The organism is Micromonospora sp. 067-2 (assembly GCF_046549295.1).
In the GTDB taxonomy this organism is placed as follows: Bacteria; Actinomycetota; Actinomycetes; order Mycobacteriales; family Micromonosporaceae; genus Micromonospora.
Map to the genome: position 1 here is coordinate 435,616 of NZ_JAJPWB010000001.1, position 25,313 is coordinate 460,928.

The 25,313-nt window shown below is 72.4% G+C and carries 27 protein-coding genes; 15 read left to right on the forward strand and 12 right to left on the reverse strand.

The window, feature by feature from the left end; all coding sequences use genetic code 11:
• Positions 1-29: 29 nt before the first annotated feature.
• Complete coding sequence (zwf, locus tag ACLJN9_RS02040; RefSeq protein WP_410809227.1) at positions 30-1,409, forward strand: glucose-6-phosphate dehydrogenase; 1,380 nt, start codon at positions 30-32, stop codon at positions 1,407-1,409.
• Between the two features lie 40 nt (positions 1,410-1,449).
• On the opposite strand, the gene ACLJN9_RS02045 is transcribed toward zwf, so the two are convergent.
• Entirely contained in the window at positions 1,450-2,130 is a 681-nt protein-coding gene (locus ACLJN9_RS02045; protein WP_410809523.1) for a TetR/AcrR family transcriptional regulator, read from the reverse strand.
• 104 nt (positions 2,131-2,234) lie between these two features.
• Here ACLJN9_RS02045 and ACLJN9_RS02050 point away from each other — a divergent pair, with 104 nt between their 5' ends.
• The 3 genes from ACLJN9_RS02050 to ACLJN9_RS02060 all read left to right on the forward strand — a co-directional run bounded on the left by ACLJN9_RS02050 (position 2,235) and on the right by ACLJN9_RS02060 (position 5,493).
• Positions 2,235-3,662 (forward strand): DHA2 family efflux MFS transporter permease subunit, encoded by a 1,428-nt coding sequence (locus tag ACLJN9_RS02050; protein ID WP_410809228.1) that lies wholly within the window; start codon positions 2,235-2,237, stop codon positions 3,660-3,662.
• A 296-nt stretch (positions 3,663-3,958) separates the two neighbouring features.
• Positions 3,959-5,371 carry an OFA family MFS transporter gene (locus tag ACLJN9_RS02055; protein WP_410809229.1) on the forward strand — a complete coding sequence of 471 codons (1,413 nt, stop codon included), beginning with the start codon at positions 3,959-3,961 and terminating at the stop codon, positions 5,369-5,371.
• Positions 5,368-5,493 carry a hypothetical protein gene (locus ACLJN9_RS02060; protein ID WP_410809230.1) on the forward strand — a complete coding sequence of 42 codons (126 nt, stop codon included), beginning with the start codon at positions 5,368-5,370 and terminating at the stop codon, positions 5,491-5,493. Before ACLJN9_RS02055 ends, ACLJN9_RS02060 begins: the two co-directional genes overlap by 4 nt.
• Positions 5,494-5,573: 80 nt before the next feature.
• Here ACLJN9_RS02060 and ACLJN9_RS02065 read toward each other — a convergent pair whose 3' ends face one another.
• Positions 5,574-6,302: an SDR family NAD(P)-dependent oxidoreductase gene (locus tag ACLJN9_RS02065; RefSeq protein ID WP_410809231.1), complete on the reverse strand. Its 729-nt coding sequence runs from the start codon at positions 6,300-6,302 to the stop codon at positions 5,574-5,576.
• Positions 6,303-6,391: 89 nt separating this feature from the next.
• On the opposite strand from ACLJN9_RS02065, the gene ACLJN9_RS02070 reads away from it, so the two are divergent.
• The 3 genes from ACLJN9_RS02070 to ACLJN9_RS02080 all read left to right on the forward strand — a co-directional run bounded on the left by ACLJN9_RS02070 (position 6,392) and on the right by ACLJN9_RS02080 (position 8,494).
• A complete protein-coding gene (locus tag ACLJN9_RS02070) occupies positions 6,392-7,225 on the forward strand; it encodes a patatin-like phospholipase family protein (protein WP_410809232.1) in 834 nt (277 codons plus the stop codon).
• A 45-nt stretch (positions 7,226-7,270) separates the two neighbouring features.
• The gene (locus ACLJN9_RS02075) at positions 7,271-7,732 is read left to right on the forward strand and encodes a peroxiredoxin (RefSeq protein ID WP_410809233.1); all 462 of its coding nucleotides are present in this window, start codon (positions 7,271-7,273) and stop codon (positions 7,730-7,732) included.
• 81 nt (positions 7,733-7,813) lie between these two features.
• Entirely contained in the window at positions 7,814-8,494 is a 681-nt protein-coding gene (locus ACLJN9_RS02080) for a hypothetical protein (RefSeq protein ID WP_410809234.1), read from the forward strand.
• Positions 8,495-8,511: 17 nt separating this feature from the next.
• On the opposite strand, the gene ACLJN9_RS02085 is transcribed toward ACLJN9_RS02080, so the two are convergent.
• On the reverse strand, positions 8,512-8,964 hold the full coding sequence (locus ACLJN9_RS02085; RefSeq protein ID WP_410809235.1) for a MarR family winged helix-turn-helix transcriptional regulator: 453 nt from the start codon (positions 8,962-8,964) through the stop codon (positions 8,512-8,514).
• Positions 8,965-9,058: 94 nt separating this feature from the next.
• On the opposite strand from ACLJN9_RS02085, the gene ACLJN9_RS02090 reads away from it, so the two are divergent.
• Positions 9,059-9,514, forward strand: coding sequence for a hypothetical protein (locus ACLJN9_RS02090; protein ID WP_410809236.1), 456 nt, complete (start codon positions 9,059-9,061; stop codon positions 9,512-9,514).
• Here the strand turns inward: ACLJN9_RS02090 and eis are convergent, their stop codons facing one another.
• From eis to ACLJN9_RS02105, 3 genes are all read right to left on the reverse strand, one after another.
• The gene (gene eis, locus ACLJN9_RS02095; RefSeq protein WP_410809237.1) at positions 9,515-10,708 is read right to left on the reverse strand and encodes an enhanced intracellular survival protein Eis; all 1,194 of its coding nucleotides are present in this window, start codon (positions 10,706-10,708) and stop codon (positions 9,515-9,517) included. It abuts the gene before it with no gap.
• 65 nt (positions 10,709-10,773) lie between these two features.
• Positions 10,774-11,772: a cytochrome d ubiquinol oxidase subunit II gene (gene cydB / locus ACLJN9_RS02100; protein WP_410809238.1), complete on the reverse strand. Its 999-nt coding sequence runs from the start codon at positions 11,770-11,772 to the stop codon at positions 10,774-10,776.
• A 15-nt stretch (positions 11,773-11,787) separates the two neighbouring features.
• Complete coding sequence (locus ACLJN9_RS02105; protein WP_410809239.1) at positions 11,788-13,200, reverse strand: cytochrome ubiquinol oxidase subunit I; 1,413 nt, start codon at positions 13,198-13,200, stop codon at positions 11,788-11,790.
• Between the two features lie 162 nt (positions 13,201-13,362).
• On the opposite strand from ACLJN9_RS02105, the gene ACLJN9_RS02110 reads away from it, so the two are divergent.
• The 5 genes from ACLJN9_RS02110 (at position 13,363) to ACLJN9_RS02130 (ending at position 18,146) form a co-directional block, all read left to right on the forward strand.
• Complete coding sequence (locus tag ACLJN9_RS02110; RefSeq protein WP_410809524.1) at positions 13,363-14,136, forward strand: lysophospholipid acyltransferase family protein; 774 nt, start codon at positions 13,363-13,365, stop codon at positions 14,134-14,136.
• A gap of 122 nt (positions 14,137-14,258) precedes the next feature.
• Positions 14,259-15,101 (forward strand): SDR family oxidoreductase, encoded by an 843-nt coding sequence (locus ACLJN9_RS02115; RefSeq protein ID WP_410809240.1) that lies wholly within the window; start codon positions 14,259-14,261, stop codon positions 15,099-15,101.
• Positions 15,102-15,164: 63 nt separating this feature from the next.
• A complete protein-coding gene (locus ACLJN9_RS02120) occupies positions 15,165-15,968 on the forward strand; it encodes a glycerophosphodiester phosphodiesterase (RefSeq protein WP_410809241.1) in 804 nt (267 codons plus the stop codon).
• Between the two features lie 17 nt (positions 15,969-15,985).
• Positions 15,986-17,377, forward strand: a complete 1,392-nt coding sequence (locus ACLJN9_RS02125; protein ID WP_410809242.1) for an MFS transporter — start codon at positions 15,986-15,988, stop codon at positions 17,375-17,377.
• A 52-nt stretch (positions 17,378-17,429) separates the two neighbouring features.
• Positions 17,430-18,146, forward strand: coding sequence for a thymidine kinase (locus ACLJN9_RS02130; RefSeq protein WP_410809243.1), 717 nt, complete (start codon positions 17,430-17,432; stop codon positions 18,144-18,146).
• Positions 18,147-18,150: 4 nt separating this feature from the next.
• Here ACLJN9_RS02130 and ACLJN9_RS02135 read toward each other — a convergent pair whose 3' ends face one another.
• Positions 18,151-18,561 carry a hypothetical protein gene (locus ACLJN9_RS02135; RefSeq protein WP_410809526.1) on the reverse strand — a complete coding sequence of 137 codons (411 nt, stop codon included), beginning with the start codon at positions 18,559-18,561 and terminating at the stop codon, positions 18,151-18,153.
• A gap of 172 nt (positions 18,562-18,733) precedes the next feature.
• Here ACLJN9_RS02135 and ACLJN9_RS02140 point away from each other — a divergent pair, with 172 nt between their 5' ends.
• Positions 18,734-20,437 (forward strand): acyl-CoA dehydrogenase family protein, encoded by a 1,704-nt coding sequence (locus ACLJN9_RS02140; protein ID WP_410809244.1) that lies wholly within the window; start codon positions 18,734-18,736, stop codon positions 20,435-20,437.
• Positions 20,438-20,466: 29 nt separating this feature from the next.
• On the forward strand, positions 20,467-21,630 hold the full coding sequence (locus ACLJN9_RS02145) for a PQQ-binding-like beta-propeller repeat protein (protein ID WP_410809245.1): 1,164 nt from the start codon (positions 20,467-20,469) through the stop codon (positions 21,628-21,630).
• Between the two features lie 9 nt (positions 21,631-21,639).
• On the opposite strand, the gene ACLJN9_RS02150 is transcribed toward ACLJN9_RS02145, so the two are convergent.
• The 5 genes from ACLJN9_RS02150 to ACLJN9_RS02170 all read right to left on the reverse strand — a co-directional run bounded on the left by ACLJN9_RS02150 (position 21,640) and on the right by ACLJN9_RS02170 (position 25,290).
• Entirely contained in the window at positions 21,640-22,485 is an 846-nt protein-coding gene (locus ACLJN9_RS02150) for an LLM class flavin-dependent oxidoreductase (protein WP_410809246.1), read from the reverse strand.
• Between the two features lie 107 nt (positions 22,486-22,592).
• Entirely contained in the window at positions 22,593-23,591 is a 999-nt protein-coding gene (locus ACLJN9_RS02155; RefSeq protein ID WP_410809247.1) for a tyrosine-type recombinase/integrase, read from the reverse strand.
• Positions 23,592-23,789: 198 nt separating this feature from the next.
• Positions 23,790-24,284 carry a GNAT family N-acetyltransferase gene (locus tag ACLJN9_RS02160; protein WP_410809248.1) on the reverse strand — a complete coding sequence of 165 codons (495 nt, stop codon included), beginning with the start codon at positions 24,282-24,284 and terminating at the stop codon, positions 23,790-23,792.
• A gap of 42 nt (positions 24,285-24,326) precedes the next feature.
• On the reverse strand, positions 24,327-24,737 hold the full coding sequence (locus ACLJN9_RS02165; RefSeq protein ID WP_410809249.1) for a DUF6069 family protein: 411 nt from the start codon (positions 24,735-24,737) through the stop codon (positions 24,327-24,329).
• 76 nt (positions 24,738-24,813) lie between these two features.
• The gene (locus tag ACLJN9_RS02170; protein ID WP_410809250.1) at positions 24,814-25,290 is read right to left on the reverse strand and encodes a MarR family winged helix-turn-helix transcriptional regulator; all 477 of its coding nucleotides are present in this window, start codon (positions 25,288-25,290) and stop codon (positions 24,814-24,816) included.
• Positions 25,291-25,313: the final 23 nt, after the last annotated feature.

Below are 25,313 nucleotides of genomic sequence, written 5' to 3' on the forward strand. Positions count from 1 at the left end.
GAAGATCAGGACGATCGGATGGATGTGCCATGCACGTGCGCTCAGACGCGGTAGTGCTGTTCGGCGTCACGGGAGACCTCGTCTCGAAGAAGCTGTTTCCGGCGTTGTACGAGTTGACCCGGCGCGGCCGCCTCGACGTGCCGGTGATCGGTGTGGCCCGCTCCGCCTGGGATGATCAGCACCTGGTCACGACCGCCCGCAAGTCGGTCACCGAGGCGAGCGACGAGGTCGACGACGAGACGTTCGACGCGTTGGCGGGCAACCTGTCGATGATCTCCGGCGACTACGCGGACCCCACGACGTACCAGCGTCTGGCGGAGCGTCTGCGGGACGCCGAACGTCCGGTCTTCTATCTGGCGATCCCTCCGGTGGTGTTCGGTTCCGTCGTCGATAACCTGGCGGCGGTCGGTCTGGCCGACCGTGGTCGGGTCATCGTGGAGAAGCCGTTCGGGCGTGACCTAAAGTCCTCCCACGAGCTGGACCGCACCCTGCGTGGCGCCTTCGATCCGCAGCGGGTGTTCCGCATCGACCACTATCTCGGCAAGGAAGCCGTCGAGGGCCTCTACGCGTTCCGGTTCGCCAACCGGCTGTTCGAGCCGCTGTGGAACAGCGAGCACGTCGACAACATTCAGGTGACCCTCGCCGAGGGGTTCGGCACGCAGGGCCGCGCGGGTTTCTACGACACCGTCGGCGCGACCCGTGATGTGTTGCAGAACCATATTCTGCAGGTCGTCGCGCTGATCGCGATGGAGGCGCCGGCCGCCGACGACATCGACGCGTTCCGCGAGGCGGAGGCCGCGGCGCTGCGGCAGATCGAGCCGCTGTCGGCGGAGTCCACCGTGCGGGGTCAGTACGCCGGCTACCGCGACGAGCCGGGCGTTGCGCCGGACTCGAACACCGAGACGTTCGTCGCCACCCGGCTGACGATCAACTCCCCGCGCTGGTCGGGGGTGCCGTTCTACCTGCGTACCGGCAAGTCGTTGCCCGGCACGGCGACCGAGGTCGTGGTCGAGTTCAAGCAGCCGCAGCGTTCACTGATCCGGGCCGAGGGCGGCGCTGAGGCGCCCGCGAACCTCCTGCGGTTCCGGCTGGGCCGTGGCGACGGCATCACGATGTCGATCCAGGCGAAGAGCCCGGGTGCCGAGGTGGCCAGCCGCCCGGTGGACCTGTCCGTCGACTTCGGCGCTGCTATGGGTCGCCGGCAGGAGGCGTACGAGCGTCTGCTCGACGACGCGATGGACGGGCAGCACCTGCGTTTCGCGCGCGAGGAGACGATCGAGCAGGAGTGGCGCATCGTCGAGCCGATCCTGGATCTGCCGGCGGCGGTGCAGTCGTACGACAGGGGCACCTGGGGTCCGGCGGACGCCGACGCGTTGGCTGGCGGCTGGCACACGCCGGACCTGCGGTAGCGGCGCCGCCCGCGGTCGTGGGCGGCGCGGGTCAGGTCGATCAGGTGGTACGGCCCGTCGGGCGGATGCCGCGTATCCCGGCGACGGCGAAGTCGATGCCCAGGTCGTAGTAGCTGTCCCGGTCTGCGCAGAGGGTGAGCGCGTTGGCGGCGGCGAGGACGTGCGGGAACCGCTGGGGCGCCAGCGCCCGCAGCGCCGCCCGCTTGGCGCGGACGGCGGTGTCGCGGGTGTCGGGGTCGGTGCTCTCCGTGGCGCCCGGTTCGGTGGCGACGAGGGTCACCAGGGAGCAGAGGGCCTGACTGCCGATCTCGGTGGCCTGCGCCGGTGGGTAGCCCGCCTCGGCGAGCAGGGCGAGGGTGCGCTCCACCAGCGTCAGGCCCGGCTCGGAGAGCAGGATGCGGGTGGGGACGAGCCCGGCGATGGTGGGATGTGGGCGCAGCGCGGCGAGGCAGGCGGCCAGCACGGCACGTATCTGCTCGTCCCAGGGTGCGGTCGTGGGCTCGGGCAGGCGAATGTCGTCGAGCAGGCGTGCGGCGAGCGCGTCGAGCAGGTCGTCCTTGTCCCGGAAGTGCCGGTAGAGCGCCATCGGGGTGACACCGTGCTCCTGGGCCAACCGGCGGATGGTGATCGCGCCGAGGCCCTCGGTGTCGGCGATGTCCAGGGCGCTGACGACGATCTTGTCCGGGTCGAGTCGGGGCTGGCTTCCGGTGTTCCTGCTCATACTCACCACGCGGCTAGTCTACTACGTAGACTTGGGGTATACGTTGTATGCGTACGGCGTAGACGGACGCTCTGTGCGGCGTCCCCCTTCACGTGAGGTAGCAAATGCGACGTAGTCCCTGGACGACACTGGCGGTCCTGTCGGTAGCGCAGTTCATCGTCATCCTCGATGTGACGATCGTGAACGTGGCGCTGCCCAGCATCCAGACCGACCTGAGCTTCACCGCCGACGACCTGCAATGGGTGATCAGCGCGTACACCCTGCTCTTCGGTGGTTTCCTGCTGCTGGGCGGACGCGCCGCCGACCTGCTCGGCGCCCGCCGCGTCTTCATCGCCGGCCTCGTTCTGTTCGGAGCGATGTCCCTGCTCGCCGGCCTAGCGGCCACACCGGAGCTACTGATTGCCGCGCGCGCCGTGCAGGGGCTCGGCGGCGCGCTGCTGTCCCCGGCGGCGCTGGCCATCCTCACCGTCACGTTCGCGCACGGACGGGAGCGCAACATCGCCATGGGCATCTGGGGTGCCCTCGCCGGGCTCGGCGGAACGCTGGGGGTGGTGGCCGGCGGCCTGCTCGTCGACGCTCTGAGCTGGCGGTGGGTGTTCTTCGTCAACGTGCCCATTGTCATCGCGCTCGTGGCGATCGTCCCGACCTTCGTGGCGGCCGTTCGGCACTCCCAGCCCGGGCCGCGGACGTTCGACGCGCTCGGCGCCGTCCTCGGCACAGCCGGTCTGCTCGCCGTCGTCTTCGGCGTGGTCCGTGCCGAGTCAGCCGGTTGGGGTTCGGCGCAGGTGCTCGTCGCCCTCATCGGCGGGGTGGCGCTGCTGGTCGTCTTCGTCGGCGTCGAGGCGCGCTCCCCCGCGCCGCTGGTGCCGCTACGGCTGTTCAACTCCCGGGCGCTGAGTGTCTCCAGTGGAGCGTTAGCCCTCAACGGCGCCGCGTTCCTGTCGATGTTCTTCCTCACCGCGCTCTACCTGCAGCAGGTGCGCGGCGCCTCGCCACTGACCGCCGGCCTGCAGTTCCTGCCGATGGGCGCGACGGCCATCGCCGGCGCCGCCCTCGCCACCCAACTGGTGCACCGCCTCGGTACCCGCACCCTGCAGATCGTCGGCGCGCTGCTCAGCGTGATCGGCCTGTTGCTGCTCGGCGGGGCCGGTGCCACCGGCCCGTACGCCACCGAACTGCTGCCCGGCCTGCTGCTGTTCGGTCTCGGCATCACCACGCTCGGCGTACCGGCCCAGATCTCCGCGGTCTCCGACGTCGAGCACCACGAGGCCGGCGCCGCGTCAGGTGTGGTCACCGCCGTGTACCAGGTCGGCGGAGCACTGGGGTTGGCCATCGTCACCACGTTGTCCATCACCCACGTCACCGACGCGCTCGGTCAGGGCGCCAGTCAACAACAGGCGTTGGTCGACGGGTTCCACCGTGGGCTGTTGATCGCCGCCGTGTTCGCGATCGTCAACCTCGTCGTCTCCCTCGCCACCCCACAACTGCGTCCCGACGCCGAGCAGGTCGCCGAGGCGGCGGTCGCGGCCTGAGGCGGACCAGACGTGCGAAGGCCCCCGGGACGATCCGGAGGCTTTCGTGTCGAGCTGGTCAGGCGACAGTGCCGAGAGACTTCGCGTAGCTGACGAAGCCCTGCCATTGAGCGGCACCGAAAGCCAACGTGCCGCCGTCACGGTCCTTCGTGCAGGCTGGCTGACCGCTGCGTGGGTGTTGACTGACCGCTCAGCTCAGCGCAGCGACCGTCCGGCGATGGTGAGGTTTGCCGCAGCGGTGCGGTGTGGAGAAGTGAGGGGGACGTTTCTCGCCCGCCTCGGAGAGGAAGCACCCCATGCTTTCCGCACTCGATCGTCGGCACACCGTCGCGCCGCCCGGGTACAGCCGGTGGCTCATTCCCCCTGCGGCGTTGGCCATCCACCTCTGCATCGGTCAGGTCTACGCGACCAGCGTGTACAAGAATTCGCTGATCGCCCACTTCGACGCCAGCCAGACCGCCATCGGGGTGATCTTCAGCATCGCGATCGTGATGTTGGGTTTGTCCGCCGCGGTCGCCGGGACGTGGGTGGAGGCGAACGGGCCGCGCAAGGCGATGTTCGTCTCGGCCTGCTTCTGGGCGACGGGCTTCCTGGTGGGGTCGTTGGGTATCGCCACGAAGCAGCTGTGGCTGCTGTATCTGGGGTACGGGTTGCTCGGCGGTATCGGCCTGGGCATCGGGTACATCTCCCCCGTCTCCACGTTGATCAAGTGGTTCCCGGACCGCCCGGGCCTGGCCACCGGGTTGGCGATCATGGGGTTCGGTGGTGGGGCGATGGTGGCCTCCCCCCTGTCGCGGCAACTGCTGTCGTTCTTCGACGCGGGTTACGACCCGTCCAACGCGGGGTCGACGGCGTCGGGCAGCGCCCTGGTGTGGCTGTTCGTGACGCTCGGCCTGGGCTACTTCGTGATCATGATGTTCGGGGTGGCGAACGTGCGGGTGCCCGCGGAGGGCTGGCGGCCGGCCGGCTTCGACCCCGCGACGGTGACGGCGAAGCCGCTGGTGACCACGGCGAACGTGTCGGCGGCGAACGCGGTGAGGACCCGCTCGTTCTGGCTGCTGTGGGTGGTGCTGTTCTGCAACGTGACGGCGGGCATCGGGATCCTGGAGCAGGCCAGCCCGATGATCCAGGACTTCTTCCGCGACAACGGCACCTCGGCGGTGAGCGTCGCCGCGGCCGGTGGGTTCGTGGGTCTGCTGTCGCTGTTCAACATGGCCGGCCGGTTCGTGTGGTCGTCCACCTCGGACGTGATCGGCCGCAAACCGATCTACCTGGTGTACCTGGGTGTGGGGATGGTGTTGTACGCGCTGCTGGCCCTGGTCGGGCAGAGCGCCACGGCACTGTTCGTGCTGTTGGCGTGCGTGATCCTGTCGTTCTACGGCGGCGGGTTCGCCACGGTGCCGGCGTACCTGCGCGACCTGTTCGGCACGTACCAGGTGGGGGCGATCCACGGCCGGTTGTTGACCGCGTGGTCGGCGGCGGGCATCGCGGGCCCGTTGATCGTCAACGGGTTCCTCGACGCCCAGGGCAAACCGGGCACGTTGACGGCGGCGGCGTACCGGCCGGCGTTGCTCACCATGGTGGGGGTGCTGGCCGTGGGCTTCGTGGCGAACCTGCTGGTACGCCCGGTGCCGCAGCGCTACCACGAGCCGGCGGCGGATCGGAACGTGGACGAGGACACGACGGCGCAGAGGAGTGGCACGCGATGAGCGACGACAGCCGATCCGGGCAACAGGCCCGGTTGTGGATCTCCTGGTTGGTGGTGGCGGCGCTGCTCGGCTACGGGGTGGTGCAGACCCTCATCACCGCGGCGAAGCTCTTCACGCACTGAGACGGACCCGGCCGTCTCCGGCTTCGTGAACGCGGGGTCGGGGACGGCCGGAGCCCGACGTGTGGGACGGGGACGGCGGGTCAGAGACCGCCGGAAACCCGCAGGACCGTCCCGGTGGTGTACGAGGCGTCCGGGCCGAGCAGCCAGGCGATGGCGGCGGCGATCTCGTCGGGTTCCCCGGCGCGGCCCAGCGGGATCCGACCGGCGGCGCGCTCGGCGCGGTCGGGTACGCCGGATTCGGCGTGGATGTCGGTGCGCACGATGCCGGGGGCGACGGCGTTGACCCGGATTCCCCGCGGGGCGAGCTCCTTGGCCAGGCCGACGGTGAGGGTGTCGGTGGCGGCCTTGACGGCGGCGTAGTGCACGTACTCCCCCGGGCTGCCGAGGGTGGCGGCGGCCGACGAGACGTTGACGATGGCACCGCCGTCGGTCAGCCGGCGGGCGGCCTGCTGGGCGCAGAGGACGTAGCCGACGAGGTTGACGTCGACGACGCGGCGCAGGTCGTCGACGCGCAGCTCGGTGAAGGGCCCGATGGGGCTGGTGACGCCGGCGTTGTTGACCAGGCCGGTGAGCGGGCCGAGCCGCGCGGCGGCGTCGAACAGGGCGATGACCTGGTCGGGGTCGGTGGTGTCGGCGCGTACCGCGATGGCCTGTGCGCCGGCGGAGCGTAGCTCGGTCAGGACGGCGCCGGCGGCGGTCTCGTCGCGGCGGTAGCACAGGGCGATGTGGTGACCGGCTCCGGCGAGGCGGCGGGCGGTGGCCGCGCCGATGCCGCGGCCGCCGCCGGTGACGACGGTGACGGGTGCCACGGTGCCCTCCCGAGGTTGTCGATGGCTGCGCAGTGGTCGCGCCGACGCTACCGTGACCGGCGCGGGTCGGTCCTCGAGAGGAGAGTCACATGGAGCGGGCGTTGGTGCTCGGTGGTGGCGGGGTGACGGGCGTGGCCTGGGAGTTGGGGCTGTTGGCGGGGCTGGCCGAGCGGGGCGTGTCGGTGTCCGACGCCGATCTGGTGGTGGGCACGTCGGCGGGCTCGGTGGTCGGCGCGCAGGTGTGTTCGGGGGCGCCGCTGGAGCAGTTGTACGAGGCGCAGTTGGCGCCGCCGTCGGGTCAGGTGGCGGCGCGGCTGGGGTTGCTGACGGTGGCGCGGCTGGTGTGGGCCGGTGGTCGGACCCGGGACGCGGTGCGGTCACGAGCGCGGATCGGGGCGTTGGCGGTGGCGGCGCGTACCCCGTCGGAGGCGTCGCAACGGGCGGTCATCGAGGCCCGCCTGCCGGCGCGGGAGTGGCCGGCCCGGCGGCTGCTGGTGACCGCCGTGGACGCGTCCTCGGGTGAGTTCGTGGTCTTCGACGCGGGCAGCGGGGTGTCCCTGGTGGACGCGGTGGGTGCCAGTTGCGCCGTGCCCGGGGTGTGGCCGCCGGTGACGATCGGTGCGCGCCGTTACGTCGACGGTGGGATGCGCTCGGCGGTGAACGCGGATCTGGCGGCGGAGGCCGGGCGGGTGCTGGTGATCGCGCCGACGTCGGGGGCGTTCGGGCCGATGCCGCGGCTGTCGGCGCAGGTGGCCGGCCTGCGCGCCGCCGGGTCGCGGGTCGCGTTGGTGACGCCGGACGCGGCGGCGCGCACGGCGATCGGCCGTAACGTGCTGGATCCGGCGCGGCGGGCCCGATCGGCGCGGGCTGGACGGGCGCAGGCCGCCGCGGTGGCGGAGGAGGTGGCGGCGCTCTGGGGGTGATCGCTTACGCTCACCGCCTGTCTGGTCGGACAACGGAGGTGCGCGGTGACGGGTGTGGGTGTCGGCGACGTGGTGGAGGACTTCGAGCTGCCGGACGAGACGGGCACGCCCCGGCGGCTGTCGGAGTTCCTGGCGGCGGGGCCGGTGGTGCTGTTCTTCTACCCGGCGGCCATGACGCGGGGCTGCACGGCGGAGAGCTGCCACTTCCGGGACCTGGCGGCGGAGTTCGCGGCGCTGGGCGCGTCGCGGGTGGGCATCAGCCGCGACAGCGTGGCGAAGCAGGCGGAGTTCTCGAAGCTGCACGGCTTCGACTATCCACTGCTGTCGGATCCCGACGGTGTGGTGGCGCAGCAGTTCGGGGTGCGGCGGCGACTGCCGTTGGGGCCGCTGAGCATGAAGCGGATGACGTTCGTCATCGGCGCGGACCGGCGGATCATCGAGGTGGTCCACAGCGAGGTCAGCATGAACGACCACGCGGACCGGGCGCTGCGGGCGTTGGGCGGCTGAGCGGGCGAGCCCCGTGCGGCGGGTGTCGCAGCCGGCTGGTATCAAGACAGCAATCAAACAGGTGTACGGAAGAGGGTTGTGATGGATGCCGGCCAAGGTTTGTCCACTGACGAGGTGCAGAGCCTGCGGGAGGCGTTGGCTGCCGGGCGCAAGCCACGGGTGGTGTTCACCGCGTCGGCGGGGCAGATCGCCGGTCAGGTCGGTCAGGTCGTCGAGCTGACCGACCCCGCGGTGTCCGACGAGTTCCTGGTGGTGCGCTTCGGGCGCGACGAGCTGCCGTTCTCCCCCGCCGATCTGGCCGTGGCACCCAAGGGCGCCGGTCGCCGGGTGGTGGAGCCGAAACCGGAGCCGCAGGAGCCGCCGGCGGTGGCGGAGCCCGAGTTCGTGTTGGACACGCCGCGGGTGCCCGCGCAGCGGCAGGAGGAGCCGAAGGTGGAGCAGACCGAGAAGCCGCCGGCGCGGCGGGCGGTCAAGGCCGTCAAGCCGAAGAGCCCCGCGGGCCTCACCGTGACGCTGGCGTACGCCGACGGTGAGTGGACGGTCGCGGCGCAGCAGGGCAGCAAGGCCCTCGCCAAGCCGTACGTGGTGAAGCCGGCGGAGGCGTTGAAGATGGTGGCGTTGGTCGACGTGCCCGGTGTGCAGGAGGCGGTGGAGCACATCCTCGGCACCGAGCGGGCCGAGGCGGAGCAGCAGGCGGACAAGCTGCGCGCCGAGCTGGCCGAGATCGAGGCGCGCCTGGCGGAGCTGCGCGAGGCTCGCTGAGGGGTGAGCGGGGTCCGTCAGGGCCGGGTGTGGTGCCGCAGCAGGAGCGTGAGCAGTCGGCTCAGTTGCTCACGCTCGCTGCTAGACAGTGGCGCGAGCAGGTCGCGTTGGACGCGGTCGAGGGTCTGGCCCATGCGGTGGGCCTCGTCGGCTCCGGCGTCGGTGATGCTGATGACGTTGCGGCGGCGGTCGGCCGGGTCGGGGGCCCGCACCACGAGGCCCCGACCGGCCAGGTCGGTGACGGCCGCCACGACGTCGCTGCGGTCGATTCCGCACTGCCGGCCCAGGTCGGCTTGGCTGGCGGGCCCTTCGTCGGCCAGCGTGGCGAGCAGTCGGTAGTGGTAGCCGCGCAGGTCGTGCGCGGCGAAGCCCTCGCTGACGAGGCGAGCCGCGTGGCTGGCGGTCTGGGTGAGCAGCCAGCTCGGGGTGGTGCGGAGCCCGACGGGTGACTGCGGAGCGGTGGACTCCATGGCGGCAGCGTACCAGAATCGTTGGCTCGACCCACGATTCGTGTTACGTTGGGCGAGCCAACGTTGGTCTAGCCAACGTATTGAAGGAGTCGCCATGTCCATTCCTCCCACCCTCGACGGGCAGGTCATCGGCCAGGCCCACTACGCCACCCGCGCCCTGCTCGAACGTGCCGTAGCCCCACTGGGGCTCAGCTTCGGTCAGGTGCTCGTGCTCAACGTCCTCGCCGACGGTGCTGTCGAGCACGCGCGGATCGTGCACCGCGTCACCAGCACCCTCAAGATCGACGATTCGGCCGTGCGTCAGGTGATCGCCCAGCTCGTCGAGGCCGATCTCGCCCACCTCGAGGACGGCCCGCCGACGAGCGCGCAGGCGCGGGTGCGCCTCACCGACACCGGTCACGCCACACAGCGCCGCGTCGCCACCACCGTCGCGGACATCACCGCCCGACTGTACGGAAACATCCCGGCCGACGAGGCGAGCGCGGCCGCCCAGGTCCTCATCCTGGTCACGCACCGTGCCAACGCCGAACTGTCGGCGGTCCCGGCCTGATCAGAAGTAGTCGAGCAACTGCGCCGGCCCGCCCGCGCCGAGCAGGTCCAGGGCGGCCGGGTCGGCGCCCGGGCTGTGGTGCAGCAGTCCGGCCTGTGCCACCGAGCGGGCGTGGACGGCGCCGCCGTAGAGCAGGGCGAAGCCGCGGACGTCCAGCCGCAGGTCGGCCCCGCCGCTGACCCGGGTCAGCTCCGCAGCGCCGTCGGCGACGGTCAACCGCCAGGTGCCGGCGTTCCAGTCGGCGAGGCCGTCGTCGAGGACGAAGCCGACGCTACCGCGCACATGGGTGGGCCAGCCGCGGTCGGTCACGGCGCGCACGACGTCGACCGGCCGGTGCATCCACAGATCCCGTTCGTGCTCGCGGACCGACTCCAGCGGAAGGTGAGCGCTCAGCGCGTCGCCGTCGAGCAGGATCAGTCGAATCCTCGGGGCGACACTGGCCCAGCTGGCGAGCACACCGGCGAGTTCGCGGGCGGCGTCGGCGGTCACGGCGAGGACGTCGTTGAGCGTCAGGACGCTGTCGGCGCCGTAGCCGCGACCCCGCTGCCAGCTGGCGTAGCCGACCAGGCCGGTCGCGTCCTCGACGAGGGTGAGCCCGTCGTCGGGTAGCCCGCCGGTGGCGGTGAGCCGGTCGCGGAAGTGGTCGAAGATCGGGCCCTGCCGGCTGAGCATGCCGTTGCGGTGTCGGGCGACCCGCTCGTAGAGGGCGTCGACGGCCGGCAGGTCGCCCGGGGCGCCGGCACGAACTGCCACCTGCGGCGCGGGCCGGCGTCGGGGCAGGGCGGCAGTGGCCAGGTCGACGGTCCGCAGCACCCCGACGGACTCCCACCCGGCGGCGCGGTAGGGGGCGGCGACGGTCGGGTAGAGGGCGCTGATCGCCGCCCCCCGCTCGCGGGCGCCCCGCAGCAGGGCGGTGAGCAGCGCCCGAGCCACGCCCCGGCCACGCGCCTCGGGGGCGACGGCCACCCCGCCGACGTCGGCGGCGGACACCTTGCGACCCGACCACCACTGGTCGTGGTGCAGGTCGACGGCCTTGCCGACGAGCCGGCCCGCGTCGTCGAACGCGCCGTAACGGGTCATGCCGGGCACCGCCTCGGTGGCGTGCGCGGGTCGCTGCGGGTCGGACCCGAAGGCGAAACGGCCCAGCTCCCAGGCGGCGTCGAGGTCGTCGGCGGTGAGTTCGCGCACGTGCATCGGCACACCGTAGCGGGGCGACTTCTCGACGGCCCGCGAATTTATCGGCCGATCTCACACCGTCGTCAGTGCTGGGGGATGTTGGCTACGCCGATGCGCTTGCGGAACACCCAGTAGGTCCACCCCTGGTAGGCCAGCACGATCGGTGTGAAGATCACCGCCACCCACGTCATGATCTTCAGGGTGTACGGGGTGGACGCGGCGTTGGTGGCCGTCAGCGTGCCGGCGGCGTCCAGGGTGGAGGGCAGCACGTTCGGGAACAGCGCGGCGAACAGGGTCGCCACGGCCAGGCCGATCGCCACGGCGGTGCCGGCGAAGGCCCAGCCCTCCCGGCGTACCTGGGCGGCGGCGAGGCCACCGAGCAGGGCGAGGGCCGCGCCGACGGCGAGCACGACGGCGGCGGCGCTGGAGCGGATGCTCAACGTCCAGGCCAGGAACGCCACCGTGAGCACGGCGGCGCCGACTCCGAGGCGTACCGCGAGGGAGCCGGCGCGCTTCCGGATGTCGCCGGTGGTCTTCAGGGCCAGGAACACCGCGCCGTGGGTGGCGAACAGCGCGAGGGTGGTCGCGCCGCCGAGCAGGGCGTACGGGTGCAGCAGGTCGAGCAGGCCACCGACGTACTCGTGGTCGGCGTCCAGCGGCACGCCGCGCAGGATGTTGGCGAACACGACGCCCCACAGGAACGCCGGCAGCAGCGAGCCGACCACGATCGCGGTGTCCCAGCGGCGTTTCCAGGACGCTTCGGGGCGCTTGTGGCGGTACTCGAAGGCCACCCCGCGAGCGATAAGGGCCAGCAGGATCAGCAGCAGCGGCAGGTAGAAACCGGAGAAGAGGGTGGCGTACCACTCGGGGTAGGCGGCGAACATGGCGCCGGCGGCGGTGATCAGCCACACCTCGTTGCCGTCCCAGACCGGGCCGATGGTGTTGATCAGAACGCGGCGTTCGCGGTCGTCGCGGCCGAGCACGGGCAGCAGCATGCCGACGCCGAAGTCGAAGCCCTCCAGGATGAAGTAGCCGGTGAACAGCACGGCGACGAGGAGAAACCAGATGGTGGTCAGTTCCACGATGTCCTCCGGTGCTCAGTAGGCGAAGGCGAGCGGACGCTCGGCGTCATCGGTGTCGTCGGTCGGTGGCGTCTCGCTGACGTCGGGTACGCCGGCGCGGGCGTAGCGCAGCAGCAGCTTGACCTCGATGACGGCGAGGGTGGCGTAGATCAGCGTGAAGGCGGTGAACGAGGTGAGAACCTCGGCCAGGGAGACGCTGCGGGACACGCCGTTGCGGGTGAGCATCTCGCCGAAGACGATCCACGGCTGGCGGCCCATCTCGGTGAAGATCCAGCCGAAGGAGTTGGCCAGCAGCGGCAGCACCGGCATGGCCAGCCCGGCGCGCAGCAGCCACCTGCTGGTGGGTGTGCGGCCCTTGCGCTGGGTCCAGAGCACCAGCAGGGCGATCGCACCGGCGGCCATCCCAAAGGCGATCATGAAGCGGAAGCTCCAGTAGGTGACCGGGATGATCGGGGCGTAGCTGCCGGCGCCGTACTGGCTGGCGTACTGGGCCTGCAGGTCGTTGATGCCCTGCACGGTGCCGTGCGGGTCGCCGGTGCCCAGGAACGACAGCAGGTACGGGATCTTGAGGGCGAACACCTCGCGGCTGCCGTCGAGGCTGCCGATGGTGAGCACGGAGAACGAGGCGGGGCTCTCGGTCGTGTAGAGGCCCTCGGCGGCGGCCATCTTCATCGGCTGCACATCGGTCATGATCTTGCCTTGGATGTCGCCGGTGAACAGCACGGCGGCGGAGGCGACCAGGACCACCCAGGAGCCGAACTTCGTGGCGAAGCGGTAGGCGCCGGTGTCGGCGGAGTCGCGGTTGCGGATGACGTGCCACAGACCGACGGCCACGACCAGCGACCCGGCGACCAGGAACGACCCGGCCAGGGTGTGCGGAAAGGTGACCAGGGCGACCTTGTTGGTCAGCACCGCCGGAAAGTCGGTCAGCTCCGCGCGGCCGGTGTCTGGGTTGATCCGGAAGCCGACCGGGTTCTGCATGAACGAGTTCGCGGCGAGGATGAAGTACGCGCTGAGGTTGGTGCCGATCGCGGCGGCCCAGATGCTGGCCAGGTGCGCCCGCTTGGGCAGCCGGTCCCAACCGAAGATCCACAGGCCGATGAAGGTGGATTCGAGGAAGAACGCGACGAGCGCCTCGATGGCCAGGGGCGCGCCGAAGACGTCGCCGACGAAGCGGGAGTAGTCGCTCCAGTTCATGCCGAACTGGAACTCCTGCACGATGCCGGTGACCACACCCATCGCGAAGTTGATCAGGAACAGCTTGCCGTAGAACTTGGTGAGCTTGAGGTAGCGCTCGTTGCCGGTGCGGTGCCACATGGTCTGCAGGATGGCCACCAGCACAGACAGGCCGATGGTCAGCGGCACGAAGAGAAAGTGGTAGACGGTGGTGACACCGAACTGCCAGCGGGCGACGTCCAACGCGTCCACCTGAACCCCCAACCATCCGTACTACGAGACGTAGTAATACTACCGCGCGTCGTAGACGGATCGGCCGGGCCGGGACCCATGACCCTGATCACCCCGGCCCGCGTGGGCAACCAGCCGGCCCGCCCTCGCGACCCTGCCGCCGCGTGCGACGATGGCGCGCTGATGGACACCGCGCACTCCCTCTGGCAAGCACCGCTGATCTGGCGCGCCGCCCAACTGCTGGCCCGCTCGCTGGTCGGTCTACTGGCCCGCCTCGAGGTCACCGGCGACGTCCCCGCGCACCTGCGTCGCGGCCCGCTGGTGCTGGCCGCCAACCACATCAGCCCGTTCGACCCGGTGGTGATGGTCGCCGCCTGCCAGACCCGCGGCGTCGCCCCCCGGATCATGGCCACCGCCGGGCTGTTCCGCGCCCCGGTGATCGGCGCCCTCATGCGCCGCGCCGGACACATCCGCGTCGACCGGGGCACGAGCGCCGTGCACCAGGCCCTCGACGTCGCCACGACGGCCGTCGCCGCAGGCTCGACGATCCTCATCTACCCGGAGGGGCGCATCGGGCTGGACCCCGGCATGTGGCCCGAACGCGGCAAGACCGGCGCCGCCCGTTTGGCCCTGACCTGCGGCGCACCGGTCATCCCGGTCGCCCAGTGGGGCGCCCACGAGGTGCTGCCCTACCGGGCGCCCAAGGGGATGCTGCGCTCCGTCGCCCGGGCGATCTGGCGTCGTCCGGTGATCCGGGTGCACTTCGGTGCGCCCGTCGAGCTGGGCGAGGTGAGCGCCGCCGGCCCCGGCGCCGCCCGCCGGGCCACCGACGCGATCATCGACGCGCTCACCGACACCCTCGCCCCGCTGCGCCCCGACGAACCCGACCGGCCCCGACACGTCGACCCCGGCCGTCCGAGCGACCTGGGCCGCGTCCATCGCCGCCGGCCGGGTTGACCCGGACGCCACGCACCTGACGACGCACCTCGACCTGGAGGTCAGGTCGGCCCGACCTGACCTCCAGGGCACTCGAACAATGAGACTCTGCCCGGAGCGGGCCACGACGAAAGCAGGAGACAGTGAGCGAGCAGACAGTGTTGATCACGGGCACGTCCACCGGTATCGGGCTGGAGATCGCGCTGGGATGCGCCCGCGCCGGCTGGCGCACCGTGGCGACCATGCGCGACGTCGGGCGGGCCGAACGGCTGCGGGACGCCGCCGACGCCGCCGGGGTCGCCCAGCTGATCGACGTACGCCGGCTCGACGTCACCGAACCCGACGCCGTGAGCGCCTGCGTCGAGGAGGTCGCCAGCACGTACGGACGGCTCGACGCGGTCGTCAACAACGCCGGCGCCGGGCACCTGGGAACCCTGGAGCAGGAGAACGTCGACGACATCCGGGCCGTCATGGAGGTCAACTTCTTCGGCGTGCTGCACGTCAGCCAGGCCGCCCTGCCGCACCTGCGCGAGAGCCGGGGCCGGCTGGTCACCGTCTCCAGCGTCGGCGGGATCGTCGGACAGCCCTTCAACGAGGCGTACTGCGCGGCGAAGTTCGCCGTCGAGGGATTCATGGAGGCCCTCGCCCCCCTCGCCGCGACCACCGGCGTACGGGTCACACTCGTCGAGCCGGGCGCGGTGGCCAGCGAGTTCGTCGCCAACGTCGGCATCGACCGGGACGCGGCCATCGCCGACGCCGGGGTGTACGGGCCGGCGCTGCGCGCGTACCTGGCCCGCAGCGCGGCGGCCTTCGCCGCCGCGCAGTCGCCGGCGGACGCCGCGGCGGTCGTGGTGGGCACCCTGACCGACCCGACACCGCCGGTGCGGGTGCAGACCTCCGACGGCGCCCGCCAGTTCGTCGGGGTCAAGCTCGCCGACCTCGACGGCAGCGCGGTCGACCGTCTCACCAGTGGCTGGCTGCAGTGAACACCGCCGACCGTCACTGACCGGCAGCGACGACGCAGCTCAGGTCGATCCGGGGGCAGCGGGATGATCGGCCCACCGTCAGCGGGCATACTGCGTCACGTGTTGACCCGATTCGGCTACCTCGACGCGCCCGCGCCGCTGGCGTTCGCCCACCGTGGCGGCGCCGCCGACGGCGACGAGAACACCACCGAGGCCTTCGCCCGCGCCGTCGGGCTCGGCTACCGGTACGTGGAGACCGACGTGCACTCCACCGCCGACGGAGTGGCGGTGATCTTCCACGACCCGACGCTGGCCCGGGTCACCGGCGAACCGGGGCGCATCGCCGACCTGCGCTGGGCCGACCTCGCCTCGGTACGGGTGGGCGGCGCCGCCGTCGTACCCCGGCTCGACGAGGTGCTGGGTGCCTGGCCGCAGGTCCGCTTCAACATCGACGTGAAGGCCGACGGCGGCGTCGCGCCGACGGTGGCCACCGTGACCCGGGCCGGCGCCGCCGACCGGGTCCTGCTCGCCTCGTTCAGCGACGCCCGGTTGACCCGGCTGCGGGCCCTCACCGAGGGACGGGTCGCCACCAGCCTCGGCATGCGCGGCGTCGCCCGGCTGCGGCTCGCCTCCCTGCACGGGCGTCCCCTGCGGCTGCCACCCTCGGTGGTCGCCGCGCAGGTGCCGCCGCGCTACGGGAGGGTGCCGGTCGTGGACCGCAGGTTCCTCGACTACTGCCACCGGATCGGCCTGCAGGTGCACGTCTGGACGATCGACGAACCCGCCCAGATGCACGACTTACTGGATCGTGGCGTGGATGGCATCATGACCGATCACGTCGGCGTGCTGCGCGACGTCTACCGCAGCCGCGGCCACTGGGCCGCCTGAGACGGCGAAGGACCCCGATGGCCGAGACCGTGACCCCCACGGTGGACGAGACCCCGCCCCCGGCGAGCACCCGCCGCGAGCGCAGCGGCTGGTACATCTACGACTGGGCCAACTCCGCCTTCCAGACCACCGTCATCACGGTGTTCCTCGGGCCCTTCCTCACCACCGTCGCCGAGCTGGCCGCCGGCTGCGAGCTGGGTGCGGACACCTGCGACGGGTACGTGCACCCACTGGGCATCCGGGTGGCCGCCGGGTCCTACTACCCGTACCTGATCTCGTTGTCGGTGTTTCTCACCGTGTTCGTGCTGCCGGTGATCGGGGCGATCGCCGACCGTTCGGCGCACAAGAAGCGGCTGCTCGGCGGCGCAGCGTTCACCGGCGCCGGCGCGACCATGGCGATGGCCTTCGTCACCGGCGACCGCTACCTGCTCGGCGGGGCGCTGTTCCTGGTCGCCAACATCTCCTTCGGCGCGGCGATCGTGGTGTACAACTCGTTCCTGCCGCAGCTCGGCGGCCCCGACGAGCGCGACGGCATCTCCAGTCGCGGCTGGGCGCTGGGCTACCTCGGTGGCGGCCTGCTGCTGGCGTTCAACCTGGTCGCGGTCACCCTGCTCGCCGAGGACGACAACCCGCAGCGCACCCTGGACCTGGCCCGCTGGTCGATCGTGTCCGCCGGGGTGTGGTGGGCGGCGTTCACGCTGGTGCCGCTGCGCTGGCTGCGGGAGCGCCCCACGGCAGCGGCGCTGACCCGGGGTGGCAACGTACTCACCGACGGGTTCCGGCAGCTCGGCCGCACGCTGCGCGAGGTCAGGGCGTACCCCCTGACGTTGTTCTTCCTGCTCGCGTTCCTGGTCTACAACGACGGCATCCAGACCGTCATCACCCTCGCCAGCCAGTACGGCACCGAGGAGTTGCGGCTGGAGCAGAGCACCCTGATCGTGACGATCCTGCTGGTGCAGTTCCTCGCCTTCGGCGGCGCCCTGAGCCTCGGCGCGCTGGCCCGGCGCATCGGCGCCTGGAAGACCGTGCTGCTCAGCCTGGTGCTGTGGACCGGTGTGATCATCGGCGCCTTCCGGCTGCCCGCCGAGGCACCGGTGCCGTTCATGGTCCTCGGCGCTGCCATCGGCCTGGTCCTCGGCGGCAGCCAGGCGCTGAGCCGGTCTCTGTTCAGCCAACTCATCCCCGCCGGCAAGGAGGGCGAGTACTACGGCTTCTACGAGATCAGCGACAAGGGCACCAGCTGGCTCGGTCCGCTCGCCTTCGGCCTGGTGTTCCAGCTCACCGCCTCCTACCGGGTGGGCCTGGTCTCGTTGCTGATCTTCTTCGTGGTCGGGTTCGCGTTGCTCGCGGCCGTACCGATCCGCCGGGCCATCGTCGCCGCCGGGAACACCCCGCCCCGGGTGCTCTGACCACGGCCGCATCGGCTGATCGGCCCTGGTCGATCAGATAGGCTGCCCGACCGTGACCGACGACGCCGCCACCGCCCCGACCTGCCTGGCCCACCCGTTTCCCGGCCAGCCGCACGCTCCGGCCGGGTGCGCGGCCGCGCGCGGGCTCGACGGGCGCCCGGTGCACGCCGCCGCTCTGAAGTTCTTCTGGGGGCCGATGGACTGCGGCAAGTCCACGATGGCGCTGCAGATGAACTACAACCACGCCCGGCAGGGTCGGCGCGGGCTGGTCACCACCCGCATCGACCGGTCGCTCGGCCCGCAGGTCACCACGCGCATCGGTCTGGCCCACGAGGCGATCGAGGTCACCGACGACCTGGACCTGCGGGCGCTCGTGCGGGGCCGGTGGGCCGACGGGGTACGCGTCGACTACCTCATCTGCGACGAGGCGTGCTTCTACACCGTCGAGCACGTCGAGCAGATGGCCGAACTGGTCGACAGCTACGACGTGGACGTCTTCGCGTTCGGCCTGGCCACCGACTTCCGGTCCCGCCTGTTCCCCGCCGCGCAGCGGTTGTTCGAACTGGCCGACCAGGTGGCCCGCATCCAGGTCGAGGTGCTGTGCTGGTGCGGCCGGGAAGGGCTGCTCAACGCCCGGGTGGTCGACGGCCGGGTGGTCCGCGAGGGCGCCCAGGTCGTCATCGGCGACACCGTCGACACCGCCGACGTGCGCTACCAGGTGCTCTGTCGGCGGCACTACCGCAGCGGCGACCTCGGCCCGCGCGACTGACGGCTCAGAACGGGTCACCGCACACCCGCCAGTCCCCGTCCTCGCGGACCACCGGCAGGCGACGTTCCTCACTGGTGCCGCCGTCGCGGGTCAACCGCACGGTCACCGTGCCGTGCGGACGTCCGCCCCGGGTGGCCACCGAGACGTCGGTGATCTCGTAGTCGGTGACCATCGGCGGGGTGCGCACCCAACTGGTGAACCCGATCGCGCTCCACCTGCTGCGGGCGTCCGCGCAGAGCCGCCCGTACGCCCCGGTGGTGTCACCGAGGGCCACCTCGCCGAGGAAACCGTCGGCGGTCTCCCGGATCGGGCCGGCGGCGGCGCGTACGGTCTGCAGGTTCCAGGCGCCCAGCCCGGCCACCCCGACACAGCACAGCGCCACGCCGAACCCGGCGAAGGCCAGCCCGGTGCGCATCGGACGGCGCCGCCGGGCCGGTCGGCTCCACGACTGCCCAACACCCACGACTACCGACCGTAGAGAATGCGATCGCGGTGGGCTGCGGCAAGCCGGAAACTGGGCCTGTTCGGAGCGGCCACGAATCGTCTACCGTCGGCGCACACCCCGAGCAGCGCCAGGGAGCCGATCGATGAGCCGCTTCGTGCAGCCGGTACCACCCCCCGTCGACCCGTACGCCGGCGACGGCCTGCTGCGGTCCTGGCTGGAGCGTCACCTCGGCCCCGCCGGGCACGCCGCCGCGAAGGGCCGCCTCGCCGACCTGGCCGCCGACGTCACCGGGCCGCTGCGCGCGGCGCACGCCGACGCCGAGGCCCACCCGCCGACGCTGGTCCGCTACGACCCGTGGGGCGCCCGCATCGACCGGATCGAGGTGTCCGCCGGCTGGCAGGCGCAGCGCGCCGCCGCCGCCCGGCACGCCGTGGTCGCGCTGCCCTACCTGCCGGATGCGCGCGGCACCTGGGGTGCCGCCGCGCGGGTCGTGCAGCACGCCCTGCTGCACCTGTACGGCCCGGAGTCGGCGACGTTCTCCTGCCCGGTGGCGATGGCCGACGGGGCCGCCGCGCTGCTCAGCCTGCCCGACGTCGACCCCGAGGTTCGTGCCGCGTGGCTGCCCCGGTTGGTCTCCACCGACCCGGCCACGGCGATCACCAGTGGGCAGTGGATGACCGAGTCGCAGGGCGGCTCCGACCTGGGCCGTTCCAGCACCGTCGGCCGGCCCGCCGCGGACGGATCGTGGCGGTTGACCGGCCAGAAGTGGTTCTGCTCCGCCGCCGACTCGGCGATGGCGGTGGCGCTCGCCCGCCCGGATGGCGCCGGGCGCGGCAGCCGGATGCTCGCCCCGTTCCTGGTCCCCCGGTACGCGGCCGACTCACCCCTGGCCGACGGGCTCCCCGCGCACGCGCCCGCCCCGGGCGTCACCGTGCACCGGCTCAAGGACAAGCTCGGTACCCGGGCGCTGCCCACCGCCGAGATCGGCCTGCACGACGCGTACGCCGTGCCGTTGGGTGACCCGTCGGTGCCCGGCCTGGTCCGGGCGATGACCCTGGTCGTGGTGACCCGGGTCCACAACGCCGCCGCGGCGGCCGGCGGCATGCGGCGCGGCCTGGCCTACGCCCGGGCGTACGCCGACGCGCGCCACGTCGCGGGCGGCGCGCTGGCGTCGTCGCCGCTGCACCGCGCCACCCTGGGCACCCTCGCGGTGGACGCGGCGGGCGCGTTCGCCCTGGCCGGGCACGCGTTCGCGCTGCTCGGTCGGGTCGAGGTCGGCGCCGACCCGGCGGCCACCGAGGAACTGCGCATCGTGGCGCCGCTGGCGAAGCTGGCCACCGCTCGGCTGGCCGTCAGCTCCGCCAGCGAGTACGTGGAGAGCTTCGGCGGGGCCGGTTACGTGGAGGACACCGGCGTACCCCGACTGCTGCGCGACGCGCAGGTGCTGCCGATCTGGGAGGGCACCACCAACGTGCTGGCCCTGGACGTGCTGCGCGCGCTGGCCCGGGAGGACGCCGGGACGCCACTGCTGAGCCGGCTCACCGCCGCCGTGGACCTGGCCCGGCCGCTGTCACCGGCACTGGCCGACACGCTCGCCACGGCCGCCGCGCAGCTGCGCGACACGATCACCGCGGTCACCGCCGAACCGGGCGGCGCGGCGGTGCTCGCCGGCGCTCGCGGCCTGGCGCTGCGCCTGGCGTACGCGCTGGGCACCGCACTGCTCGTCGAGCACGCGGCGTGGGGTGACGAGCAGGCGGAACTGGCCGCCCGCCTGTGGGCGCGGCGCTGGTTGCGACACGAGGACATCGCCGAGGACGCCCACCACCACCTGGACCTGCTCTGCTGACCGGCCGGCGCGCGGGCGGGTGAGCGACCGTGTCGGTGCTGATCGAGCTGGGTGACGACCGGGGCGCCGGACTGGACGAGCGCCCGCCACCGCCGCAGGTGTCCCGCCGCTGCTGGGTGGCAGCGCTGGTGGCGGCCTGTGTCCTGCTCGGCGGTTCTGCCCCGGCCGCGCGCCTGACACCCCGGCCCGGGCCGGTGGTGCCCGCCCGGGCGACCGTGCTGGGCGCGGGTCCGCTGCTGATGGTCGTCGACCCCGACCCGAACCCACCGACGCTGAGCGCCTACGACTCGGCCGCGCCGGACGGCCCGCCGCGGTGGCGGGTCACCGTGCCGCCCGCCGCCGGGTGGTCCGCCGAGGTCGTCGGTGACCTGCTGCTGCTCGTCGAGCGCGACCAGGCGCGCGGGGCGCGGGCGACCACCGCGCGGTCGATGCGTACCGGCCAGCCGGTGTGGCGGCGGCCCGAGCGGGTGTACGCGGCCGGAGACGCGGCGGTCGCGGTGAGCGAGGTGCGCAGCGCCTCCGATCCGGGACGGCGGGTCGAGGGCACGGTGCACGGGGTCGATCCGGCCACCGGCGCGACCCGGTGGTCGGTTCCGCTGCCCTCCACGGCGGTGCTACGGGCGCTGCCCGGGCGGGTGCTGCTGGTGCAGGACGACGGGCTGGCCCGGCTGCTCGACGCCCGCGACGGCACCGAGCGCGGGCGGGGACAGCTTCCGCCGGCCGACTACGGCCCGGACAACCCCCAGATCGTCGGCGCGCACCTGGTGCTGCGCCACCCGAGCGGCGGCGAGGTGGCGCTCACCGGGTACCACCTACCGGGGCTGGCGCCGCGCTGGCGGGCGTCGGCGCAGCCGGGTGAGCTGACCCTGCGGCCCTGCCAGGGTTTGATCTGCGGGCAGGACGAGCAGGGACGCTGGGCGATCGACGCGGGCACCGGGGCTCGGCTGTGGACATGGCCGGCCGGGGCGCACTGGCGCACGGTGGCGGGCCCCCGGGTCTCCACGGAACCCCTGGTGGTGCTGGGGATGGCGGCGGACGGCAGGCGTTCCCTGGTCGCGACCGTGGGACGCGACGGTCATCGGGTGTCCGCGGTGCTTCCGGCGGGTCTGACCGACTGCCGACGGGTCGGCGCGGGGCTGATCTGCCGCGACGGCACGGCCCGCGTGACGTTCTGGCCTCTCGACGCCCCGTGACCCCCGCGGTCAACGCAGGGGGCCCCGGGCGACGGCGGCGCGCATCGTCGCCGGATCGCCGGCCGGGACGAACTCCAGCCACCAGGTGGCGCCTGCGGCGGCCAACTCGCCGAGGTACGCCCGCTCGGCGCGTTCGTCGGAACGGCGCCGCCGCCCGCCGATCGCCACGTCGAACGGCTCACCGTCGGCGCGCGTCGACGGCAGGGCGTTCGCCAGGTCGCGTACCTCGTCGGGGGTGAAGTCGGACCACCCGTCGGTGTCGGTGAGCTTGTACGGCACGATGCCGTCGGCGCGGGCCGCCCGGCGGCGTACCGCCCCGGCCTGGGTGCTCCCGCCGACCCAGACCGGCACCCGTGGTGACTGCACCGGCGCAGGTCGCAGCGCCACCCCCTCGGCGCGGTAGTGGGTGCCCTGGTGGCTGACCCGCTCACCGCTGAGCAGCCCGGTCAGCACGTCGAGACCCTCGTCGAGCATCGCAGCCCGTACGGACACCTCGATCTGCTCGCCGAAGGCGGCCAGGCCCCGGTCGCCGGGGTCGCCGACACCGACCGCCACGGTGGCCCGGCCCGCGCTGAGGTGGTCGAGGGTGAGGACCTCTCGCGCCAGCTTCGCCGGGCGACGTCGGGGCAGCGCGGTGACCGTGGTGCCCAGTCGCACCCGGTCGGTACGCCCGGCGATCGCGGCGAGGACCAGCCACGGGTCGTAGGTGAACGGGTCGTCCCCGGAGTAGTGGATCAGGTAGTCCTCCAGGAACACGCCGTCCCAGCCGGCGCGTTCGGCCAGCTCACCAAGTTCGACCAGGGTGGACACCGCGATCGAGGCGCCGCCGCAGGAAATCTCCAGACCGTGTCTCATCCCTGGACCATAGGGCGGGGGCCCGACACCCGGGGGCGGCCGGTGTCGCGGGGCCGACGTTGTAGGACTCGGAGGCATACTGCCGGTCGTGACGCCGCAGGCGCTGCTCAGCCGCGACGCCGCGACCGGGCCGCCCACACCGCGTAGGCCGGGTCGCGGTCGAGGTTGTGCCGGTCCCGGTCGTAGCGGCGGGTGGTGCGGGGGTCGGCGTGCCCCATGGCGTCCTGCACGTCCTCCAACGGCACGCCCTCCGAGCGGGCGGTGGTGGCGAAGGCGTGCCGCAGTGAGTGCGGGGACAGCTTCGCCCAGGCTGGGATGCCGGCGGCGCGGGCGAGCCGCCGGACCATCCGGAACACCGAGTGCCGGTCCAGTCGGGCACCGCTGGCGGTGACCAGCAGCGGGCCGGTGAGCTGCGACACCGGCACACCGGTGGTGGCGGCCCGCTGGGCCAGGTAGGCGTCCAGGGCGTAACCGGTGCCGGGGGTGAGGGCGCGGCGACGTTGTTTGCCGCCCTTGCCGACGAAGCGCACGCTGCGATGGCCGCGTTCCGAGCCGAGGTCGGTCAGGTCCAGCGAGATCAGCTCGCCGACCCGCAGACCCAGGTCGGCGAGGAGCGCGAGCGCCGCCCGGTTGCGTACGGCGGTCGCGCCGGTGTCCGCGTCGGCGGCGCTGAGCAGTGCGTCCACCTCCTCGGGCGTGAGCCCGATGGTGGCGGAGTGGTCCCGGTCGACGCGGGGGCGGTCGGCGCCGGAGACCGGGTTGGCCGGCACAGCGCCCAGTTTGACGAGGAAGTCGTACCAACTGGACAGCGCCGAGAGTCGGCGCGCGACGGTCGCCGGGGTCAGGGGGCGGCCGCTGCGGGCGCCGACGCTGCTCTCCAGGGCGCGGGCGTACTCGTTGACGTGCAGGAACGTGGCCCGCAGCGGGTCCAGGTCGCGGTCGGCGCACCAACGCAGCCAGCCGGTGACGTCCCGCCGGTACGCGTCGCGGGTGTGCTCGGACAGCCGCCGGTTACGCAGCCACGCCTCGGTGACCTCGACCGGCCCGCTCGGCAGCGCCGGTGGCGCGGGCGGGCGGGCGAGCACCGGAGCGTCGGAGAACACCATGTGAAAAAGACTCTCAGCCTCGGGTGGGATCGGCGTGCAGGCGCGCCGGTCCCACCCGAGGCTGAGAACGGATCAGGCGTTGATCTGCCGGCGGGCGTCGCCGTTGGCCTTGATGGTCACCCGGCGGGGCTTGGCTCGGTGCGGGGTGACTCGACTTTCCTTTCCTGTTGGGCGTGTTCGCGTACGGACCTCAACCGCTCAGGGCAGCCGTTTTTCGAACCAGTGCTCGGCGTAGGGGCCCTGCGAGTAAGCCGGGATCTCCCGGTAGCCGTGCCGGGCGTACAGGGCGCGGGCCTCGACCAGGTCGTGCCGGGTGTCGAGCCGGATCCGGTCCGCCCCGGCCGCGCGGGTCCGCTCTTCAACGGCGGCCAGCAGCGCGGCGCCCCCACCGGCACCGCGATGGTGGGGGCGGACGAACACCCGGGTCAGCTCGGCCCAACCCGGTTGCCAGCGCAACCCGGCGCAGCCGGCCGGGTCGCGGCCGTGGTGGGCGAGCAGGAGCAGCCCGCTCGGCGCGGTCAGGTCGTCATTGGGCATCTCGGCCAGCGCCGCGTCGACCTCGCCAGGCAGGGCCGGGCGACGGAGATAGCGAACCACCATCTCGGTCATGTAGTCGCGCAGCAGCAGCGCGGCGTCGGGCCGGTCGGGTGGGGCAGCGGTGGTCACCCAGGTTGGTCGGGCGGTGGTGGTCACCTGTCGATCATCACAGCCCGGTCAACGGCTTTACCCGGGTGATCAGCGGCGAGCGGGCAGCAGGGCGATCAGCGCGACCGCCACGGCCACGTGCGTCGCGCCGAGGGCGAGCTTGGCGCCGCCGGTGGCCTCGACGCTGAGCAGGGGGACGAAGGACAGCACCGTCACGACGATCGCCAGTGAGATCCAGACCGGTCGGGCGACCCGGGTGGCGAACCGCTCCAGCAGCGTCAGCGCTGCCCAGCCGAGCAGGGCGGCCCCCAGGGCGATCATGACGATCGCGCCGGCCCCGATGACCGTGGCGGGCTGGCCCGGGCTCTCGACGGTGTAGTCGACTCCGGCGAGCGCGCCGATCGACCAGATGACCAGAGGGGCCACGACGGCGGCGACGATGCCGAGGGCGCGGCGGCGCAGTGGTGAGGGGGCGGGGGTCGTGACGGCGGCAGTACTCATGACGGCTCCTCGTTCAGGGGAAACGAACGAGTACGACCGTAACAGATAGTCTTGTTCGGAACTATCTTTCCCAAAACTAACAGCCGGAGCGGCCACCCGGCGCGTACGGGGAGGTGGTTGCCAGTGGCCCGCTCACCAGCCCCAGCAGCGCCCGAAGGAACACCTCCCGGTCCTGCTCGGGCAGGGCCGCGAGCAGGTCGTCCTGGATGCGCCTGACCACCTGCTGCGCTTGCCGCAGAACCTGCTCCCCCGCCGGGGTCACCGCGACCAACCGGGCACGCCGGTCCGTCGGCACCGGACGGCGCTCGGCCAGCCCGGCCCGTTCCAACTGGTCGAGCGTCACGACCATCGTTGTCTTGTCCACACCGCACCGCTCGCCGATCTCGCGCTGGGTCAGGTCACCGGTGCGGGCCTGCGCCAGCACGTAGTGCGCCCGCGGCGAGATGCCCAGCTCGGCCAGCCCTGCGGCGTGCTCGGTCTGCAACGCGTGACTAGCCCAGGAGAGCAGGAACAACAGGTCCGGCGGGCCGTCGGAGGGCGTGCAGGAGGTCATGCGCCGAGGCTAGCAAGATCCTC

Coding starts and splice junctions, on each gene's coding strand:
- ACLJN9_RS02080 (WP_410809234.1), top strand. CDS start 7,814: ATGGATGCCGGCCAAGGTTTGTCCACTGACGAGGTGCAGAGCCTGCGG.
- eis (WP_410809237.1), bottom strand. CDS start 10,708: ATGCACGTGCGCGAACTCACCGCCGACGACCTCGACGCCGCCTGGGAG.
- ACLJN9_RS02120 (WP_410809241.1), top strand. CDS start 15,165: ATGATCGGCCCACCGTCAGCGGGCATACTGCGTCACGTGTTGACCCGA.
- ACLJN9_RS02055 (WP_410809229.1), top strand. CDS start 3,959: ATGCTTTCCGCACTCGATCGTCGGCACACCGTCGCGCCGCCCGGGTAC.
- ACLJN9_RS02045 (WP_410809523.1), bottom strand. CDS start 2,130: ATGAGCAGGAACACCGGAAGCCAGCCCCGACTCGACCCGGACAAGATC.
- zwf (WP_410809227.1), top strand. CDS start 30: ATGCACGTGCGCTCAGACGCGGTAGTGCTGTTCGGCGTCACGGGAGAC.
- ACLJN9_RS02170 (WP_410809250.1), bottom strand. CDS start 25,290: ATGACCTCCTGCACGCCCTCCGACGGCCCGCCGGACCTGTTGTTCCTG.
- ACLJN9_RS02060 (WP_410809230.1), top strand. CDS start 5,368: ATGAGCGACGACAGCCGATCCGGGCAACAGGCCCGGTTGTGGATCTCC.
- ACLJN9_RS02150 (WP_410809246.1), bottom strand. CDS start 22,485: ATGAGACACGGTCTGGAGATTTCCTGCGGCGGCGCCTCGATCGCGGTG.
- ACLJN9_RS02155 (WP_410809247.1), bottom strand. CDS start 23,591: ATGGTGTTCTCCGACGCTCCGGTGCTCGCCCGCCCGCCCGCGCCACCG.
- ACLJN9_RS02125 (WP_410809242.1), top strand. CDS start 15,986: ATGGCCGAGACCGTGACCCCCACGGTGGACGAGACCCCGCCCCCGGCG.
- ACLJN9_RS02110 (WP_410809524.1), top strand. CDS start 13,363: ATGGACACCGCGCACTCCCTCTGGCAAGCACCGCTGATCTGGCGCGCC.
- ACLJN9_RS02050 (WP_410809228.1), top strand. CDS start 2,235: ATGCGACGTAGTCCCTGGACGACACTGGCGGTCCTGTCGGTAGCGCAG.
- ACLJN9_RS02165 (WP_410809249.1), bottom strand. CDS start 24,737: ATGAGTACTGCCGCCGTCACGACCCCCGCCCCCTCACCACTGCGCCGC.
- ACLJN9_RS02140 (WP_410809244.1), top strand. CDS start 18,734: ATGAGCCGCTTCGTGCAGCCGGTACCACCCCCCGTCGACCCGTACGCC.
- ACLJN9_RS02135 (WP_410809526.1), bottom strand. CDS start 18,561: ATGCGCACCGGGCTGGCCTTCGCCGGGTTCGGCGTGGCGCTGTGCTGT.
- ACLJN9_RS02070 (WP_410809232.1), top strand. CDS start 6,392: ATGGAGCGGGCGTTGGTGCTCGGTGGTGGCGGGGTGACGGGCGTGGCC.
- ACLJN9_RS02090 (WP_410809236.1), top strand. CDS start 9,059: ATGTCCATTCCTCCCACCCTCGACGGGCAGGTCATCGGCCAGGCCCAC.
- ACLJN9_RS02085 (WP_410809235.1), bottom strand. CDS start 8,964: ATGGAGTCCACCGCTCCGCAGTCACCCGTCGGGCTCCGCACCACCCCG.